The sequence below is a fragment of the Streptomyces sp. NPDC007189 genome, from assembly GCF_040703635.1.
GTDB lineage: Bacteria > Actinomycetota > Actinomycetes > Streptomycetales > Streptomycetaceae > Streptomyces.
Map to the genome: position 1 here is coordinate 158,881 of NZ_JBEYEY010000015.1, position 16,913 is coordinate 175,793.

A 16,913-nucleotide genomic window follows, 5' to 3' on the forward strand; every position below is an offset into this window, starting at 1 on the left:
TCGTCGCCGCGAGAGCAGCGACATCGGGGTGTAGCGCAGCTTGGCAGCGCGCTTCGTTCGGGACGAAGAGGTCGTGGGTTCAAATCCCGCCACCCCGACGCTGGCCAGAGGCCCATTCGCGTGATCGCGAATGGGCCTCTGGTGTACCTGGGGGCCAAAGCAAGTGGATCAAGGCATAGCGGGTCTGGCGGGGGCAGCACTCGGCGGGTTAATCGGCGTGGTGGGCACTCTGGGGCCTCCGCTCGCTTGACGGGCAGAGACCAGAGGCGTACTCAGCATGAGCACTGGCGGCGGCAGCAGCAGCGAGACGCTTACAGCCAACTGGTGACCCAGACGACAGAGGCGATCTCGAAAGGCTCTGAGGCCACCGACGCCTATGCAGACGGCGAGTCTGCCGTCGACAGCCTCTCTGAGCAGTTCAGCGATGCAGTCCGCCAAACAGACAAAGCCGAGAGTCTCGTAACCCTGGAGGGTCCGGAAGAGGCAGCCAGTGCGGCCATGGAACTCACGTCGTCACTACGCGTGTGGGCCAATCTCCTGGAGCTCCGTCTTGCAATAGACAGCGGGACCTACGTGCCCATGCCAGGCGAACCGCCATTGGCATCGTCTGGCCGATGGCGTCGGTACGCGAGGGCAGGCGGCCCGCGGAGTCGTACTCATACGTGAGGGTGGCCGTCGAAGCCCGTCTCCGCAACCAGTGCCCCGCTGGGTCGTACTCGCAGCTCCAGGTCAGGGTCTGTAAGTTGGTGACCTGCGACAGGCGCAGTTCCGTCTCGTGCCGTAACTCGCAGCGCGCCTCGTCTTGGCCGTTCGGGCGGTGGGCAGGTGGAAGTGGGTACTCGACTCGGGGTGACGCCGCCCAGGGGGTCGGTGTGGCTGGTGCAGTTACCCTCGCCGACGTACGTCCAGATCTCGGCGTTGCCGTCCGGCGCCGTGCGGCGGGTCAGGTGGCCTCCACCGTCCCGTCGACTTCGGCATCCCGTTTCCGGGCGGCGGCCAGTCCTCCCGACGGTGGCGGCTGGGCGCACTGCGGCCCCGAGGACCTCCGCGCCGCGTGCAGCGTGGCGAAGGCCGGCTCTGGAGCCGGCGTCCGACCGGCGGTGCTGTTCTTCTCGCGTATCACCGCGCCGAGGCGTGCCGACGACAATCGGGCGGCAGGCGTCAGTAGTAGTCCTCCTGCTTTCGCATGTGCCCCGTGGGCTCGATCTCGTCGCGGAGGAATGTGTACACCTCCTCCTCCCCGTCGAGCAGCACCGCATAGGCGGGCGGAATCGATGGGTCGGGCGGCTCCGTGATGCCGAGGATTCCTCCGTACTTACCCTCCAAATCGGGTCTTTCGGAGGCTCGAAGCACGCGCACTTCTGCGTAGAACGGGAGGGTGTCCGCCATCGTGAAGTCAGTCCTTTCCCATCACCTATGGGTGATCTCACCGTCGAGTGACACATTAAGGTGGCTGCCATCTCTGCTGAGCCACCCCAGTTTGGCCTTGCCCAGCTTGCTGAGCTGGACATCCCACTCGAACGGCTGTCCGGCAGTCCTGGAAGGCCCCTTGATCCATTCGTTACCGAACCGGTCGATATAGCCCTTCCGGGGGCCACGGGGCAAGCCCGTACTGACCGATACCCTCTTGTCCGGGACAAATCGGATGCGTCCCGTGTGGGGGAGCTGGGCGTCCTTGATGATCCCCTTGACCCCGGTCCGAGGAGTAGGAACGACCTCTTCACATTTCAGACCCAGCGGGTCGATCAACAACAGCGGCGCGTCGACGTAGGCATGGTGATCGGGAGCAGCGTCGAGCCCAAGTGGGTCGGGGCTGAGGTACCGGGCGACTTCGGGGTCGTAGTAGCGGAAGTAGTTGTAGTTCAGGCCCGTCTCGGCGTCGGCGTACTGGCCCGGGAAGCGCAGCGGACAGGTGGCGGATTCCGGCTCGTCGGTCCCGGCCGGGACGTGGGTACCCCACAACGTGCTACGACGCTGCCACACCACCTCGCCCTCTCCTGTGACGAGTTCCATGGGGGCACCGGCGTTGTCGGTGATGACGGCCAGAAAACGCGTGGTGTTCTCGAGGCCCGTCTCCTCGGCGAGCCGAGCGAGGAAGGAACCTCCCTCAGGTACATGCGGGGGTGTGCGAAGGGTCTGGGCGACCGGGCGGTGCGTGTCCGGTTCGTAGTCCCATGTGGTCACCTTTCCGTCCGGTCCGGTCTGTTCTGCCAGGCGGGTGTCGTCCCAGGAGAACTCGACACGGTCGGTTGGCGATCCCTCAGCGGTGACACGGTGCTTGGAGATGCGCCGACCGAGCGGGTCGTAGGTGTACCTCCATCGGTCCCCGCTCGGCGTGACCACCTCGGTCAGGCGGTCCTCCGCGTTCCAGGCGTAGGACCATGTGTGGGTTTTCCCGCTGAGGAGTGTGCGCGTTCGGCGGACAAGCCGGCCCTGGGCATCGTGGTCGTACGCCGTCCGCCCCGCCCGGCGAACGAGCGTGCCCTCGAACGCGCGCTCGCCCGGAGAATCGTGGCCAGGCGCCGACACCTCCCGCACTTTGCCGGTGGTGTCGTAGGCGTAGGTCTCAGTCCAGCCGTGCGCCCGTACCTGTGTGACCCGACCCGTACCGTCCAGACCGAAGCGCCGTGTGCCAGACGTCAACTCACGGATCTCCGTGAGGTGGCCATCGGCCCGGTAGGCATACGTGCGATGCTGGAGGAGGCGGTCCGGGATGATCCCGGCGGTGGCGGAGGTCAGGGACTGGGCGGTCATCTGCCCGTTCGTGTTCCAGCTCTGCTCAAGCGTCACGCCTTCCCCGAACCGACGCTCGGTCTCACGCCCGGCGGCGTCGTGCGTGAAGTCGAGTGAGCCCGCCGCCGAACGCAGTTGCACCGGTCGTCCGGCCGCGTCATACGTCCAGTCCGAAACCAGGCCGGATGGTGCCACGCGACGCGTGCGGCGCCCGAGAGCGTCGTACTGGAAGACCGATGTGCGATCGTTGACCGTCTCCGACAGGATCCGCCCCAGCCCGTCCCGTTCCAGGGTCAATTCGGCATCCGCGTTGGCTGCGCGGCACAGGTCACCGCCCGGCGCGTAAGCGTACGTCGTGATCTCACCGCTCTCGGTTTCCTGGGCCACTACCCTGCCGCGTGGGTCACGGGTGAAGCGCAGGTTCTCGCTGGCGCCGTTCGTCCGGGCGATCAGCCTGCCCGCGGCGTCGAAGGCGTACGTCAGCGTGCGCCCGTTGAAGTCGGTCTCCGCGACGAGTCGACCAGCCTGGTCGTAGAGATAGGACCAGGTCCGCCCCTCAGGGTTGGTGACACCTGTCAGGCGCAACTCAGTGTCGTATGTGAACGCGTACCGGGTGCCGTCCGGGTCCGTGCGGGTCGCCGGGACATCGAAGTGGGCGGTGGTCTGCCGAGTCGTGTTTCCGGCGAGATCAGTATGCGCGATCAGGTTGCCCTCGGGGTCCCAGGTCCAGGATTCACGCGTGCCGTCGGGGCGCTCCTGCCACTTCGGCTTCCCTTCGACGGTCCACCCCATGCGTGTGGTGTGACCGAGTGGGTCGGTCACACCAACGATTCGGCCGAACGAGTCACGGCTCACGATCGTTTCGTGTCCCAGTTCATCACTGAGTGTGATCGGCAAGCCGGCCGCGTTCGATACGATCCTCCGTGTGTGACCCAGTGCGTCGGTGACGGCGGTCAGGTGCCCTGCGCTGTCGTACTCGTAGCAAGTCTCGGCTCCGGTCGGATCCACCGTGGCACGCACGTTGCCACGGTCATCGTAGGTGTGCCGCCAGATCGCCCCGCCCGGCTCGACGACCATTGTCGGCAAGCCGAGCGCGTTGTACTCCGCCTGGGCCGCCGCGCCATCGGGGAGGGTGAGGCCGGTGAGGTTGCCCGTGTCGTCGTACGTGTACCGCGTGGTGTGTCCCAGCGGGTCTGTCACGGTGACCGGCCGGGCTCCGTGCTCGTCCCATTCGGTGCGAGTGACGTGTCCGAGCGGGTCCGTCTCCTCCACCACCAGGCCCTCGGTGTTGTAGCGGTGGACCGAGGTGTGGCCCTGGGAGTCGGTGTACTTCGTCGTGCGGGTCGTGTCGTCGTAGGTGAGGGTGCCGGAGAGGATGCCGTCGACGCCCTCGGTACGGGTCACCCGGCCGCGGTCGTCGTAGACGTACGAGAACCAGGTGCCGTTGCGGTCGGTCCAGCGGGTGACGCGGCCCTCGGTGTCGTAGGTGAAGCGGAGGGGTTCGCCGCTGGAGTTGATGACCTCGGTGAGGTTGCCGGCGGTGTCGTAGCCGTAGCGCATGACGACCGTGCCCTCGTCGGACGCCGTGCCGGGACGGTAGCGGGAGGGTGGCTCGGCCAGGAGGCGCAGGGCGGTGATGCGTGGGCCCTGGGTGTCGACGGCGACGTAGTAGCCGCCGGAGTGACGGAGGCCGAACGGGATGCCCTCGTCGTCGCGTTCGACGTCGATGCGGTTGCCGTTGCGGTCGGTCCAGGAGTCCAGGGCCAGGTGGAAGACGCCGAAGGAGGGGGAGGGGACGGGGGCGGCGAAGGTGCGGGTCACGCCCGTGGCCGGGTCGGTGACCGTCATCGCGCCGTCCGGTTTGCCGTCCCACTCCAGGGGCCAGCGCGGGCCCTTCACCGGCATGGTCGGCACGCCTGGTTCCGGTACCGGGTAGACCAGGCGCATGCCGTCGGCCGACGCGAAGACGACGCCCTCGCCGTCGATCTGGAGGCACTCGTCCAGGGTGGAGATCCAGGTCGGGCCGAAGCAGACGCCTCCCCGATAGGAGGAGAGGTGGGTGCGCGTGAACTCCAGCGGCAGACTGCCCGGCAGGGTCAGGTCGGTCTGCGTCATCAGCATGGCGCCGGTCGCCACGTCGATCGGCTCGCCGACACACGGGGTGCGCTCGGCGTTGCGGGCCGCCGGGCCCAGCTCCACCAGGTCGGGGCGGAGGGAGGGCGGGCGCAGCAGCAGGGGGGTGGTGTCGGCGAGGCCGCCTTCCATGCTCGCCTTCAGCAGGCCACTGCCCGCTCCCAGGGCGCCGCCGAAGATCATGCCGTCCTTGGCGGCCTGGTTCACCTCATCCAGGCTGAAGCCCTGCTGCAGCCCGGTCGCGATCTTCAGCGGCTGGGCCACGGCGAGGTCGACGGTGACCGACTCGACCCCGCCGAACGCGGCGGCGATCAAGGTGCCGCCGGCGATCTCGGCCACCGTGGTGGAGACCGCGACGCCCATCGTCGCGCCGAACTCGATGACCGCGTCCGCCGCCGCGACAGCCGCCCCGGAGGCCAGGCCCGCGGTGAAGAAGGCCAGTGCCACCCCGCCCGCGATCACCGCCGCGTCGATACCGATCCGTGTCCAGAGCTTGTTGATCGCGTCGTCTATGGCGTCGGCGAACTTCTCCAGCGCCGTGGCCATCTCCCGCGAGGACTTCGCCAGGTCGCTCAGCCAGCCGCCGTCCTGGTCCTTGGCATAGCGGCCCCAGAACTTCTCGAACGCCTCGATCGACTCACCGGTGTTGTTGTGGATGATCGAGGACGCGCTGCGGTGCACGGGAGCGCGGACGTCGTCCACCGAGTCGGCGAAGGCACGCCAGGCCTTCGCCACGTCCCGCAGCTTGCCGGAGTCCGCCTCGGGCCACCACAGACCCAGCTTGAGAAGGATGTGGCGGGCCTTGTCCTCAACGCTCACCGGCACCGTCGCTCTGCTGAGGGGTCTTCACTTGCGTGAACATTCCGGCGATGAGCTGGTCGTTGTCCACCTGCCCGTCCGAGAGGTCCACCATGGCCTCGTGAATGCTCGTCAGACCGAGCACCAGGATGCCCGCCGCGCTCTCGATCTTCTTCTGCTGCGGCTTGTAGACGTTGCCGAACTTGTCGCCCTGCTCGTCGTGACCCCAGGGCTCACCCAGACCGTCCAGGGTCTGGATCAGCGTCGTCAGAGCCTTGCTCAGATCGATGGCTCCCTGGTGGAAGGCCGGTGCCGCCGCCTTGATGTCGGCGGTCTTGATGTCCAGGACCTTGCCAGGGACCTTGCCGTCGCCCACCGATGAACCCCCGTTCGCAATCGCGGTATCCGACCATAGGGCAGACAGGTAAAGAGAGTGTCATGTCGAGAGCGTGCGTGCGTAATGGTGCCCGTCGCGTGTTCGTCTCCGAGGCCTCCGGCTGGTTGGCCGTGACGGCCTTCCGAAGAGCGGGTGGGTGATCGCCTCGTTAACCGAGGAGATGACCAAGGAGGCCGCGGTGATGCGGGCCTGCGCCTGCGCCAGAACTCGGGGTCGAACAGGTGGCGGGTAGGCGTGCAGAGCCCTTCGGGCGCACGCCCTGGGAGCCATCTGGGAGCCGACCCGCTCCCCGAACCCCTTCCAGACCCCGCGTCACCAACCGAGCCCACCGCTCTGACCTGCGGAAACGCCATCAAGGCTGGCGGGCTCACCAACCAAACCTCGTTCGAGACGAAGAGGTCGTGGGTTCAAATCCCGCCACCTCGACAGCCAAGTAGTAGGTCAGAGGGGAAGGGCCCTCTGGCTTTGCTGCGTGTCGTCGCGGGTGGGCGCCGAGGATTCCGTCCATGACCACGGCGCCGGTCTGGATCACGGGCTGGATCTGCTTCCGGTAGACCTCCTCGGTTACGGCGGTTCCAGAGTGATCCACGAGCCGGGTGATCTCCCCCAGTGGGACGGCACGGTCGGAGAGAAGGGACGCGGAGCCGTGCCGCAGCGCCCTCGACGTCCACTCGTCGGCACTGATCCCTTCAACGCCCTCAGCGTCTGGCGGAGCCGGAGATGACATGTGACGAAGAGGCGGACTCGGGTCTCGCCTCAGGATGGTTTGAGGATCTTGCCTACGCGGTCGACCAGCTTCCACCGGCCGACCGCCTGCGGCCGGCAGCAAGTCATCGAGTCCACACTCGCTGGAACTCTTCGGCCGGGATGGCCTCCAGCGGGTCCTCTTCAGGGTCGATCGCCTGGTCTGTCAGGCCACCGTGCTCGTCGTCCAGGTGCTCCCAGCTATACCGGTGCAGTTGGCCGGCCGAGGTCAGCTCGGCCTGCTTGATGACGATCAACTCGCCGCGGTCGGGTACGGCCTCGATGTACCAGAGGCCGGCTTCCTCGTCAGCGTGGCGGAAGTGGTGCCGCAGGGTGGCGCCCTCGTCGAGTGCCCGGTAGTAAGCCGCGATTTCTGCGATGCGTTCCTGGTCAGCCACGAGTCCATCGTGCCGGCCAGCGCACACGCTCGCGCCGACCTGACATCCACGCTTGACTGCGCCCATTGCTTCTCTTCACCGCAGCTCTGATCATCAGGCTCATGGTGTCAAGCATCGTCGTTCAGTACACCGATCTTCTGCGCACCAGCGACCCTCGGCCTTTGGTGCCGGTTGCGGGAGCTGCTGACGGGCCAGGGGCTCGATCCGGGCCGGACGGTTGTCGTCGACCTCTTGCAGGAGGGGCCCGATCACGAGGATGGCCAGGTCATCTCCGAAGACGGCAGGGTCTACAGGTTCAGCCTCTTCTACGACCAAGCGTCCGAGCACGGTGCGCGCAGCGCCTGTCTCCATGGCTGGACCGACATCACCGACTGTTGGCGAACCGGATCACTGGCTACTCGCACCGCAGACGCCTTCGCATGGATGTCCCGCTCCGCTGAGGGGAGTTGATCTCCGAGGCGCCCTTGGAGGTCGTCGCAGAGGTCCGGACGACTCGTTGAGGGAGGGCGCGGTAGTACGGTTCCGGCGCACCGTCCCCCGGTCGGCCCCCTCCCCGGGCTTCCCGGGCAGGCCTCCTCGTATGGTGAACCCGTGACTGTCACACAGCCCGTCGCCGGCATGCGCGGGGCCCGCCACCGAGTGGTGCGCCCTGCCGTGCTCGTTGCGCTGTTGCTCGGGCTGTTCCTCATGCACGGTGGTCCGGCAGCGGCGGCGAGCGGCTGCCACGGGGGCATGCCGGGCGGCGGCTCCGCCGTCCCGCGTTCGGCCCCTGCCGCGCCGGTACAACACCGGGCCGACCACTCCGGTATGGCCGAACGTCCGGCCGATCGCTCCGGGATGGCCGCGGACGGGGCCCACCACTCCGGCATGGCCACGCGTCCCGCCCATGACGCCAAGGCGGCAGACGCTGCCCCCGGCTTCCTGCCGCACGGGATGCGATCGGGGACCGGCCCCATGGCCGGGGCCGCCGTCGCCGCGGCCGTCAAGGTTCCCGTCCGGGTGGGCGAGGGGGTGCGGGGGGCGCTGTGTCAGGCCACGATGAGCCGGTCTGAGGTGCCGGTGCCGCCGGTCGTGGCCGGTGTTCTCGTGTTGCCGGTCGTCTTGCCGGTGCCGTGGGGGCGGTCGGGGGCGGACGGTGTCCGGCGGCGTGGTCCGCCGGGGAGCGGGCGGGGGCTGTTGCTTCAGGTGTGCGTCGCGCGGACGTGATGAGACCTCCGGGATCCGGCCGGCCCATTGCCGCGGTCCCGTACGGCTCTCATCCGTTCATCTGCGCCGTCGCACGGCGCCCACCTGGAAAGACACACGTATGTCCCAGCGACTTCGGACAACCCGTCATGCCCTCGCGGCGGCCGCCGTCGCCGCCGCCCTCACCCTGAGCCTCGCCGCCTGCGGCTCCGACTCCGGCGCAGGGCACGGCTCCGGTATGGCCGGCATGGAGCACAGTGCCACGCCGTCCCCCTCGGCGTCGGGCGACTCGATGGCGTCCATGCCCGGCATGGAGCCGGCGGCCACCGGCAACGGTCTGGCCGCCGAGAAGAGCGGTTACCGGATGACCGGCAAGACCTCTGGGCTCCCGGCCGGGAAGGCGGCCGACTATCGCTTCACCATCACCGGCCCGGACGGCCGGCCCGTCACCGGCTTCGCCGTCGACCAGACGCAGCGGATGCACTTCTACGCCATCCGCTCCGACCTCACCGGCTTCCAGCACCTGCACCCCACCATGGCCGGTGACGGCACCTGGACCGCGCCGCTGGCCGCGCTGCGGCCGGGGACCTGGCGGCTGTACGCCTCCTTCGTCCCGGACAGCGGCGCCGGCAAGGGCAAGAGCTTCGTGCTCAGCCGCACCGTGCGGGTGCCCGGTACGGCGACGGCCTCGCCGCTGCCGAAGGCGTCCGGCACCGCCACCGTCGACGGCTACACCCTGACGGTGAAGGGCGAACCGATGGCGGGCATGGCGCACCAGCTGACCGCCACCGTCACCCGGAACGGCAGGCCGGTCACCGACCTCCAGCCGTACCTCGGCACCTACGCCCATCTGACCGCCTTCCACCAGGGCGATCTCGCCTTCGCCCATCTCCACCCGGAGACGGAGGCCGACGGCGGCCACGGCGGACCGACGCTCTCCTTCCACGCCGAGTTCGCCCAGTCCGGCGACTGGCGGCTGTTCCTCCAGTTCCAGACCGGGGGCACGCTGCACACCGCGGCCCTCACCCTGCACGTCGGCTGATCCGGTGGTGCGCCCTGGCCGTGGTCGCGGGCGGGGCGCACCGCTCCACCGACGTGCCGTGCCCGGCGAGCGTCACATCTCCTCGGGGGCTCCGGATCCGGCGCGGGCGGCCGGTGCGGGTGGGGGCTGTCGGCGAGGCGGGCGTATCCGGGGGATCAGGGCCGGGACGTGCGCGCGGTAGGCGTCGTACGCGGCTCCGAACTGGCCGGCCATCAGGGCGTCCTCGGCCCGGACCCGTCTCAGCAGCCAGGGGACGGCCACCGCCAGGATCGCGATCCAGACGCCGAAGCCGTCGGCGAGCATGGCGCCGACGATCAGGCCGAGCAGCCCGGTGTAGATGGGGTGGCGGACCAGCCGGTAGGGGCCGTCCGTGCGCAGCTCGTGGTGTTCTTGGACCGTCGGGACGCTGGACCACATGGTGCCCAGCACCCAGCGCGCCCACAGCAGCAGGGCGGTGGAGGCGACGGCGAGCAGGCCGCCGAGCAGTGCCAGCTCCGGCTGCCAGTAGCGCAGATGGCGCCAGAAGCCGCCGGTGTGCCGGACCAGGACGGAGAAGAGGACCGCGCCCGCGAGCAGCGTCAGGCGGCGCGGCAGCGTACGGCGCAGTCCGCGTATCCAGCTGTGCGGGCCGGTGTGGCTCTTCACGCCGAAGTAGACGGCGCCGGCGATCCAGGCCGCGACGAAGACCCAGACGCAGGCGATGGTGAGGACGATGAGCGCCGAATGAAGGGAGGAACCCATGGCTCCAGACTGCGCCGGGCGGGTAGGCGATCACCAGCACCCAGGGGTGGATGGAGAAACCCTCGCCGCGCTGCACCCGTGGGTGGAGTGGGGGTGGGCCCGCGACGGCATGCCTGTGGCCGGGCAGGGTGACGACGGTCGCGTGCCGCTGTCGGAGTCGGCGCACGGTGGGCGCTGCTCGCTGAGAGGCGCCGCCTCACCCCCGGCCGCGCGCCCCACACAGCCTCAGCACCCCGGAAACCCGCACGTGAGCGGGTTCGCGTAGGCCTCCCCGTAGGCTTCCTCCTGTAGGAGAGTCGCTCGGAAAGAGGTCCCGTTGAGCTTCTGGTCGATCTACCAGCACGGCTTCGCGCGCGTCGCCGCGTGTACGGGCCACACCGTCATCGCCGACCCGCGTGCCAACGCCGAGGCGGTCCTGCGTCATGCCCGCCGCTGTGCCGACGAGGGCGTCGCCGTGGCCGTGTTCCCGGAGCTGTGTCTGTCCGGGTACGCGATCGACGACCTGCTGCTGCAGGACGCCCTGCTCGACGACGTCGAGACGGCGCTCGCCACGATCGTGGCGGAGTCGGCAAAGCTGCTGCCGGTGCTGGTCGTCGGCGCGCCGCTGCGCCACCGCGGCAGGATCTTCAACTGCGCGGTGGTCGTGCACCGGGGCCGGATCCTGGGCGTCGTGCCGAAGTCGTACCCGCCGAACTACCGGGAGTTCTACGAGCGGCGGCAGATCGCGGGCGGTGACGCCGAGCGCGGCGGAACGATCCGGCTGGGCGGCGCGGAGGTGCCGTTCGGTGTGGACCTGCTCTTCTCGGCGGCCGACCTGCCCGGCCTGGTGCTGCACGCGGAGATCTGCGAGGACATGTGGGTGCCGGTGCCGCCGAGCGCGGAGGCGGCCCTCGCCGGGGCGACCGTGCTCGTCAACCTCTCCGGCAGCCCCATCACGGTCGGCCGCGCCGAGGACCGCAAGCTGCTGTGCCGCTCGGCGTCCTCGCGCTGCCTCGCGGCGTACGTCTACGCGGCGGCCGGTCTCGGCGAGTCGACCACGGACCTGTCCTGGGACGGCCAGACCCTGATCTACGAGAACGGGGTGCTGCTGGCCGAGACGGAGCGGTTCCCGCTGGGCGAGCAGTACGCGGTGGCCGACGTCGACCTGGACCTGCTGCGGCAGGAGCGGCAGCGGATGGGCACGTTCGGCGAGAACGGCCGCACCCACGCCGCACGCACCGGCGACTTCCGCACGGTGTCCTTCGAGCTCGCCCCGCCGGCCACGGCCGACCTGGGCCTGCGCCGCCGCCTCGAGCGCTTCCCGTTCGTGCCCGCCGACGCCGACCGTCTCGCCCTGGACTGCTACGAGGCGTACAACATCCAGGTCGCGGGGCTGCAGCAGCGGCTCGCCTCGATCGGCGGCCCGAAGGTGGTCATCGGGGTCTCCGGCGGCCTGGACTCCACGCACGCGCTGATCGTCGCCGCCCGGGCGATGGACCGCGCCGGCCGCCCGCGCAGCGACATCCTGGCCTTCACCCTGCCCGGCTTCGCCACCAGCGACCACACCAAGGACAACGCGCACCGGCTGATGCGGGCCCTCGGCGTCACCGCCGCCGAACTGGACATCACGCCGACCGCGCGGCTGATGCTGAAGGAGATCGGCCACCCCTTCGCCTCCGGTGAGCCGGTGTACGACGTCACCTTCGAGAACGTCCAGGCGGGGCTGCGCACCGACTACCTGTTCCGGCTCGCCAACCAGCGCGGCGGCATCGTCCTCGGCACCGGCGACCTGTCCGAGCTGGCGCTCGGCTGGTCGACGTACGGCGTCGGCGACCAGATGAGCCACTACAACGTCAACTCGGGCGTGCCCAAGACACTGATCCAGCACCTCATCCGGTGGGTCATCACCAGTGGCCAGTTCGACGACGAGACCGGCAAGATCCTGGCCGCGATCCTCGACACCGAGATCAGCCCGGAGCTCGTGCCCGGCGAGGAGATGCAGTCCACCGAGTCGAAGATCGGCCCGTACGCGCTGCACGACTTCACGCTCTTCCACGTCCTGCGCTACGGCTTCCGCCCCTCGAAGATCGCCTTCCTGGCCTGGCACGCCTGGCACGACAAGGAGGCGGGCGCCTGGCCGCCCGGCTTCCCCGAGGAGAAGCGGGGCACGTACGACCTCGCGGCCATCCGGCACTGGCTGGAGGTCTTCATCCGCCGCTTCTTCGCCTTCTCGCAGTTCAAGCGCTCGGCGATGCCGAACGGCCCGAAGGTCTCGGCGGGCGGCTCCCTCTCCCCGCGCGGCGACTGGCGCGCCCCGTCGGACGGCACGGCCCAGGCCTGGCTGCGCGACCTGGAGCGCTTCGACCTCGACGAAGCCGCCCGGTAGCGGGCCCGGCATGCGCTGGACGATTCACGGCGAGCGCGCCCTGTACGACACCCCGTGGCTGCGGGTGCGCTCGCTGGACGTGGAGCAACCGGACGGCACCCGGACCGACTACCACGTCGTACGGCTGCGGGATCTCGCGGTCACCGCGGCCGTCGACGACCGGCAGCGGGTGCTGATGATGTGGCGGCACCGCTTCGTCACCGACACCTGGGCCTGGGAGCTGCCCATGGGCCTGGTGGAGGACGGGGAGACGCCCGAGGCCGCCGCCGCGCGGGAACTTCAGGAGGAGACGGGCCGGCGTCCGGGCACGATGCGGGAGCTGGTCTACGCCGAGCCCGCGGCGGGGATCACGGACTCCCGGCACTTCGTGTTCCGCGTGGACGGGGCGCGGCGGGTCGGCGCGCCCACGGAACGCAACGAGTCGGACCGCGTGGAGTGGATCCCGCTGGCCGACCTGCGCGGCATGATCGCCCGGCGGGAGATCGTCAGCAGCGCGACCCTCGTGGGCGTGATGGCCCTGCTGCTGGACCTGGACTGACGGCGGGCGCCCGCCTCGGCCGCGTACCGGCCGCGGCGCGCGCGCAGGGCGGGAGCGCGGTCGTCCGGGGCGGCCAGGCGGACCGGGGTGCCGACAGCAGTACGCGCGCCGCATCGAAGGACCGGCCGGCCCTGCCGTGCTGCGGGGTCAGGTGTTCCAGGTCTCGTCGTACGGGTCGTGCGGCACCGGGACCGGGCGGGCGGAGGTGACCTTCAGGTACGGGATGGGGCCGTTGTTGACCGGGTCGTGGGTGAGGCGGGGGGTGTAGGTGCCGGTCACCTCCATCCAGGCGTCCGGGCGGAGGACCGGCGGCAGGTCGCCGGTCAGGGCGATCTTCACCGGCTGGGCGTCCGCGGCACAGCAGTTGAGGGCCATGCGGACCAGGTACGGCGCGCCCGTGTGGTCCAGGGCGAGGAAGCCGGTGACGCGGACCGTGCGGCCCTTCAGGGTGCGGCCGTGGCCGTAGGCCGCGCGGGAGGCGTAGTCGATCACGGAGAGCGGGGCCGGGTCGGCGGCGGGCAGCTTGCCGTAGAGGTACGTCTTCTGCAGGGCCGTGCCGGAGCGCAGGGCGCTGTAGGAGCCGAGGGCGGGCGGCGCGACGAGGATGAGGCCGAGCAGGGGCAGCAACAGCAGCCAGGACACCCGGGGTTCGGGGTGTGCGTGGTGTTCGGTGTGGTCGGGTGCCGCCTTGGCGCGCCGGCGCTCGTACCAGACCGTGGCCAGCGCCGCCGCGATCAGGACCGCGCCGGAGGCCAGCAGCAGCGGACGCAGGCCCGGTTTGACGTACCGCAGATACAGGCCGGTGCTGCCCGCGTGCAGCAGGGCGGCGCCGAGCAGGAACATGACGGCGGACTGGGACTGGCGGTTCACAGCAGCACCGCCCCGGTCAGGAGCCCGCCCGCGACGGCCAGCGCGAAGGTCGCGGGGGCGAAGCGGAGGGCGAAGCCGCGGCCGAAGGTGCCGGCCTGCATCGCGAACAGCTTGAGGTCGATCATCGGGCCCACCACCAGGAACACCAGCTTGGCCGTCAGCGAGAACTGGGTGAGGGAGGCCGCGACGAACGCGTCCGCCTCCGAGCAGATGGACAGCAGTACGGCGAGGACGGCGAGGGCGAGCACGGAGAAGACGGGGTTCCCGGCCGCCGTGCGCTGCCAGTCCGCCGGGGTCGCCGCCTTCAGCGTGGCCGCGGCCATCGCGCCCAGCACCAGGAAGCCGCCGGCGTGCACGGTGTCGTGCCGCACCGAACTCCAGAACGCCTCCCCCTTCGTCGCCCCCTCGTGCGCGCCGTGGGCCGGCGGGCGCAGCCAGTCGGTGCGGCCCAGCCGCTGCCACAGCCAGCCCATCGCGCACGCCACCAGCAGGCTCGCCGCGAACCGGCCCAGCACCATCTCCGGGTCGCGCGGGAAGGCGACGGCGGTGGCGGTCAGCACGACCGGGTTGATCGCCGGGGCGGACAGCAGGAACGCCAGGGCGGCGGCCGGGGTGACGCCCCGCCGGACGAGGGCGCCCGCCACCGGCACCGACGCGCACTCGCAGCCCGGCAGCACCGCGCCCGCGATCCCGGCCACGGGCACCGCCAGCGCGGGGCGGCGCGGCAGGGCGCGGGCGAAGAACGCCGGGGGCACGAACACCGCGATCGCCGCCGACAGCAGCACCCCGAGGACGAGGAAGGGCAACGCCTGGAGCGTCACCGCGACGAACACCGTCATCCAGCTCTGCATCAGCGGGGTGCCGAGGAGCCCGCGGATCGGGGACTGGGCGAGCACCGCCAGCAGCAGGATCAGCGTCAGCACCAGCGGGGAGCTGACCCTCGGGCTCCCGGGACCGGGCGGGGAGCCGACGTCGGCGCCGGGCGGGGCGTCTTCGGTGATGGCCACGGGTGGTTCCCTCCGGCTGGCTGTCCTGGTGCGCTCCCTCCCCCTGGGTACGCGCATCGTCCCCCGCGTGTTCACATCGCCGCTGGAACCACTCTTCTCCTTGGGGCAGTCTTTTCCCTCGTGGCGAGCGTTCCGTATCAAAGTGGGCCCAGCGCCCCGCACATGGTGGTGGCCGGGGACGACGGGCTCGCGCACCGGCTGGCCGCCGAACTGCGCGGGGTCCACGGCGAGCAGGTCACCCTGGTGGTGCCGCCGAACGTGCGCACCGCGAGGCCTCCGGTGGTCGGCCGGGCGCGGTCCGCGTCGGCGGCGCTGTTCGACCGGGTGGTCAGCGCCACGGTCGGACGCGGCCCCAACGGCGCCGGCACCGCGGGCACCGCGACGGCCACGGGCACCGACGGCGGCGATACGGCCGGGGTTTTGACCGCCACCGAGATCACCGAGGCCGTGCTCGCCGAGGCCGGGGTGGAGCGGGCCGCCGCGCTCGCCCTCGTCTACGACGACGACGAGACCAACATCCGCGCCGCGCTGACCGCCCGCCGCCTCAACCCGCGCCTGCGGCTCGTCCTGCGCCTCTACAACCGGCGGCTGGGCCAGCACATCGAGGAACTCCTCGACCAGGCGGCCGCGTTGGTGGCCGGTGACGGCGAGGGCGACGCCGGTGCGGACGCGTCCACCACCGTGCTGTCCGACGCCGACACCGCCGCGCCCGCGCTCGCCGCCACCGCCGTCGCCGGCACCAGCAAGGTCGTGCAGACCGAGGGACTGCTGCTGCGGGCCGTGGAACGGCAGGCCGGCACCGGACTGTGCACGCTCGCCCTGCTCTCCCCCGCCGGTACGGACCCCGGGCACGGCGGGGAGCAGGAGCCGCGGCTGCTGCCGGACGACGAGGAGGTACGGCAGGCCGCCGGGCGGACGGCGGTGGTGCTGGAGCAGGTGTCCTCGGCGGGCGGCGGCGAGTCGGCGGCGCCCGGCCGGGGCGGGGTGCCGCCGCTCGCCTCGCTGTTCTCGCGGCGGCTGCGGTGGTCGCTGGCGGGCATGGTGGCGTGCGTGGTGGCGCTGGCCGTGGCGCTGTGGGTGGTCACGCCCGGCATCCATCCGCTGCGGGCCTTCTATCTGACCCTGCTGGACCTGTTCGCGATCGACGACCCCGCGCTGGGGGCGCCGCTGGGCCGGCAGATTCTCCAACTCCTCTCCGGTCTGGTCGGGTTGCTGCTGCTTCCGGTGCTGCTGGCGGCGGTGCTGGAGGCGCTGGGCACCTTCCGCACCGCCTCCGCGCTGCGGAAACCACCGCGCGGACTCGGCGGGCACGTGGTGCTGCTCGGGCTGGGGAAGATCGGCACCCGGGTGCTGACCCGGCTGCGCGAGCTGAACATCCCCGTCGTGTGCGTCGAGTCCGACCCCGACGCGCGAGGGCTCGCGACCGCGCGGCGGCTGCGGGTGCCGGTGGTGCTCGGGGACGTCACCCAGGAAGGGGTGCTGGAGTCCGCCAAGATCCACCGGGCGTACGCGCTGCTCGCGGTGACCAGCGCGGACACCACGAACCTGGAGGCCGTGCTGTACGCGCGGAACGTACGGCCCGATCTGCGGGTGGTGCTACGGCTGTACGACGACGACTTCGCCACCGCGGTGTACCGCACCCTGCGTGCCGCGTATCCGCATGCGCTGACCCGGAGCCGGAGCGTCACGCATCTGGCCGCGCCCGCGTTCGCCGGGGCGATGCTGGGGCGGCAGGTGCTCGGCGCGGTCGCGGTCGAGCGCCGGGTGCTGCTCTTCGCCGCGGTGGACGTCTCCGGGCATCACCAGCTGGAGGGCCGCACGGTACGGCAGGCTTTCCGCGCCGGTTCCTGGCGGGTACTGGCGCTGGAGGGCCGCACCGACACGGCACCGGACCACGTACTGGAGAAGGGGGACCGGGTAGTGGTCGCCGCGACCCGCCGGGGGCTGGCGGACCTCCACTGA

General features: G+C 70.8%; 13 protein-coding genes, 1 tRNA gene and 1 pseudogene. 5 read left to right on the plus strand and 10 right to left on the minus strand.

The features are described from left to right. Window positions 1-24: 24 nt before the first annotated feature. Window positions 25-98: transfer RNA gene (locus AB0950_RS28300), tRNA-Pro, on the plus strand. Window positions 99-505: 407 nt separating this feature from the next. Here the strand turns inward: AB0950_RS28300 and AB0950_RS28305 are convergent. From AB0950_RS28305 to AB0950_RS28335, 7 genes and pseudogenes are all read right to left on the minus strand, one after another. Beyond that, window positions 506-694, minus strand: a complete 189-nt coding sequence (locus AB0950_RS28305) for a hypothetical protein (protein WP_360154218.1) — start codon at window positions 692-694, stop codon at window positions 506-508. Further along, on the minus strand, window positions 657-1,259 hold the full coding sequence (locus AB0950_RS28310; RefSeq protein WP_366779678.1) for a hypothetical protein: 603 nt from the start codon (window positions 1,257-1,259) through the stop codon (window positions 657-659). The genes AB0950_RS28305 and AB0950_RS28310 overlap by 38 nt, the downstream gene beginning before the upstream one ends. Further along, entirely contained in the window at window positions 1,162-1,389 is a 228-nt protein-coding gene (locus AB0950_RS28315) for a hypothetical protein (RefSeq protein WP_360154557.1), read from the minus strand. The genes AB0950_RS28310 and AB0950_RS28315 overlap by 98 nt, the downstream gene beginning before the upstream one ends. Before the next feature lie 21 nt (window positions 1,390-1,410). Then, entirely contained in the window at window positions 1,411-5,685 is a 4,275-nt protein-coding gene (locus AB0950_RS28320; RefSeq protein ID WP_366779679.1) for a polymorphic toxin type 17 domain-containing protein, read from the minus strand. Then, complete coding sequence (locus tag AB0950_RS28325) at window positions 5,675-6,040, minus strand: hypothetical protein (protein WP_360154227.1); 366 nt, start codon at window positions 6,038-6,040, stop codon at window positions 5,675-5,677. The genes AB0950_RS28320 and AB0950_RS28325 overlap by 11 nt, the downstream gene beginning before the upstream one ends. A gap of 499 nt (window positions 6,041-6,539) precedes the next feature. Next, window positions 6,540-6,755: pseudogene (locus AB0950_RS28330) on the minus strand (site-specific integrase); the annotation flags it as partial. 136 nt (window positions 6,756-6,891) lie between these two features. Next, window positions 6,892-7,203, minus strand: a complete 312-nt coding sequence (locus tag AB0950_RS28335; protein WP_360571809.1) for a hypothetical protein — start codon at window positions 7,201-7,203, stop codon at window positions 6,892-6,894. 1,306 nt (window positions 7,204-8,509) lie between these two features. On the opposite strand from AB0950_RS28335, the gene AB0950_RS28340 reads away from it, so the two are divergent. After that, window positions 8,510-9,430 carry a hypothetical protein gene (locus AB0950_RS28340; protein WP_366779680.1) on the plus strand — a complete coding sequence of 307 codons (921 nt, stop codon included), beginning with the start codon at window positions 8,510-8,512 and terminating at the stop codon, window positions 9,428-9,430. A gap of 72 nt (window positions 9,431-9,502) precedes the next feature. Here the strand turns inward: AB0950_RS28340 and AB0950_RS28345 are convergent, their stop codons facing one another. Continuing rightward, entirely contained in the window at window positions 9,503-10,171 is a 669-nt protein-coding gene (locus AB0950_RS28345; protein ID WP_360571803.1) for an isoprenylcysteine carboxylmethyltransferase family protein, read from the minus strand. 316 nt (window positions 10,172-10,487) lie between these two features. Here AB0950_RS28345 and AB0950_RS28350 point away from each other — a divergent pair, with 316 nt between their 5' ends. Both AB0950_RS28350 and AB0950_RS28355 read left to right on the plus strand, forming a co-directional pair. After that, complete coding sequence (locus AB0950_RS28350) at window positions 10,488-12,536, plus strand: NAD(+) synthase (RefSeq protein ID WP_360154242.1); 2,049 nt, start codon at window positions 10,488-10,490, stop codon at window positions 12,534-12,536. A gap of 10 nt (window positions 12,537-12,546) precedes the next feature. Beyond that, a complete protein-coding gene (locus AB0950_RS28355; protein WP_360154245.1) occupies window positions 12,547-13,074 on the plus strand; it encodes an NUDIX hydrolase in 528 nt (175 codons plus the stop codon). Between the two features lie 147 nt (window positions 13,075-13,221). Here the strand turns inward: AB0950_RS28355 and AB0950_RS28360 are convergent, their stop codons facing one another. Beyond that, window positions 13,222-13,944, minus strand: a complete 723-nt coding sequence (locus tag AB0950_RS28360) for a TIGR03943 family protein (RefSeq protein WP_366779681.1) — start codon at window positions 13,942-13,944, stop codon at window positions 13,222-13,224. After that, entirely contained in the window at window positions 13,941-14,951 is a 1,011-nt protein-coding gene (locus AB0950_RS28365; RefSeq protein WP_366779682.1) for a permease, read from the minus strand. Before AB0950_RS28365 ends, AB0950_RS28360 begins: the two co-directional genes overlap by 4 nt. A gap of 162 nt (window positions 14,952-15,113) precedes the next feature. Between AB0950_RS28365 and AB0950_RS28370 the strand changes: the two genes are divergently transcribed. Then, window positions 15,114-16,913 (plus strand): NAD-binding protein, encoded by a 1,800-nt coding sequence (locus tag AB0950_RS28370; RefSeq protein ID WP_366779683.1) that lies wholly within the window; start codon window positions 15,114-15,116, stop codon window positions 16,911-16,913.

Bases quoted from the DNA above. Each gene is read 5' to 3' on its own strand.
- AB0950_RS28310 (WP_366779678.1), bottom strand. From the start codon at position 1,259: ATGCGGTGCTGCTCGACGGGGAGGAGGAGGTGTACACATTCCTCCGCG.
- AB0950_RS28315 (WP_360154557.1), bottom strand. From the start codon at position 1,389: ATGGCGGACACCCTCCCGTTCTACGCAGAAGTGCGCGTGCTTCGAGCC.
- AB0950_RS28340 (WP_366779680.1), top strand. From the start codon at position 8,510: ATGTCCCAGCGACTTCGGACAACCCGTCATGCCCTCGCGGCGGCCGCC.
- AB0950_RS28345 (WP_360571803.1), bottom strand. From the start codon at position 10,171: ATGGGTTCCTCCCTTCATTCGGCGCTCATCGTCCTCACCATCGCCTGC.
- AB0950_RS28355 (WP_360154245.1), top strand. From the start codon at position 12,547: ATGCGCTGGACGATTCACGGCGAGCGCGCCCTGTACGACACCCCGTGG.
- AB0950_RS28370 (WP_366779683.1), top strand. From the start codon at position 15,114: ATGGTGGTGGCCGGGGACGACGGGCTCGCGCACCGGCTGGCCGCCGAA.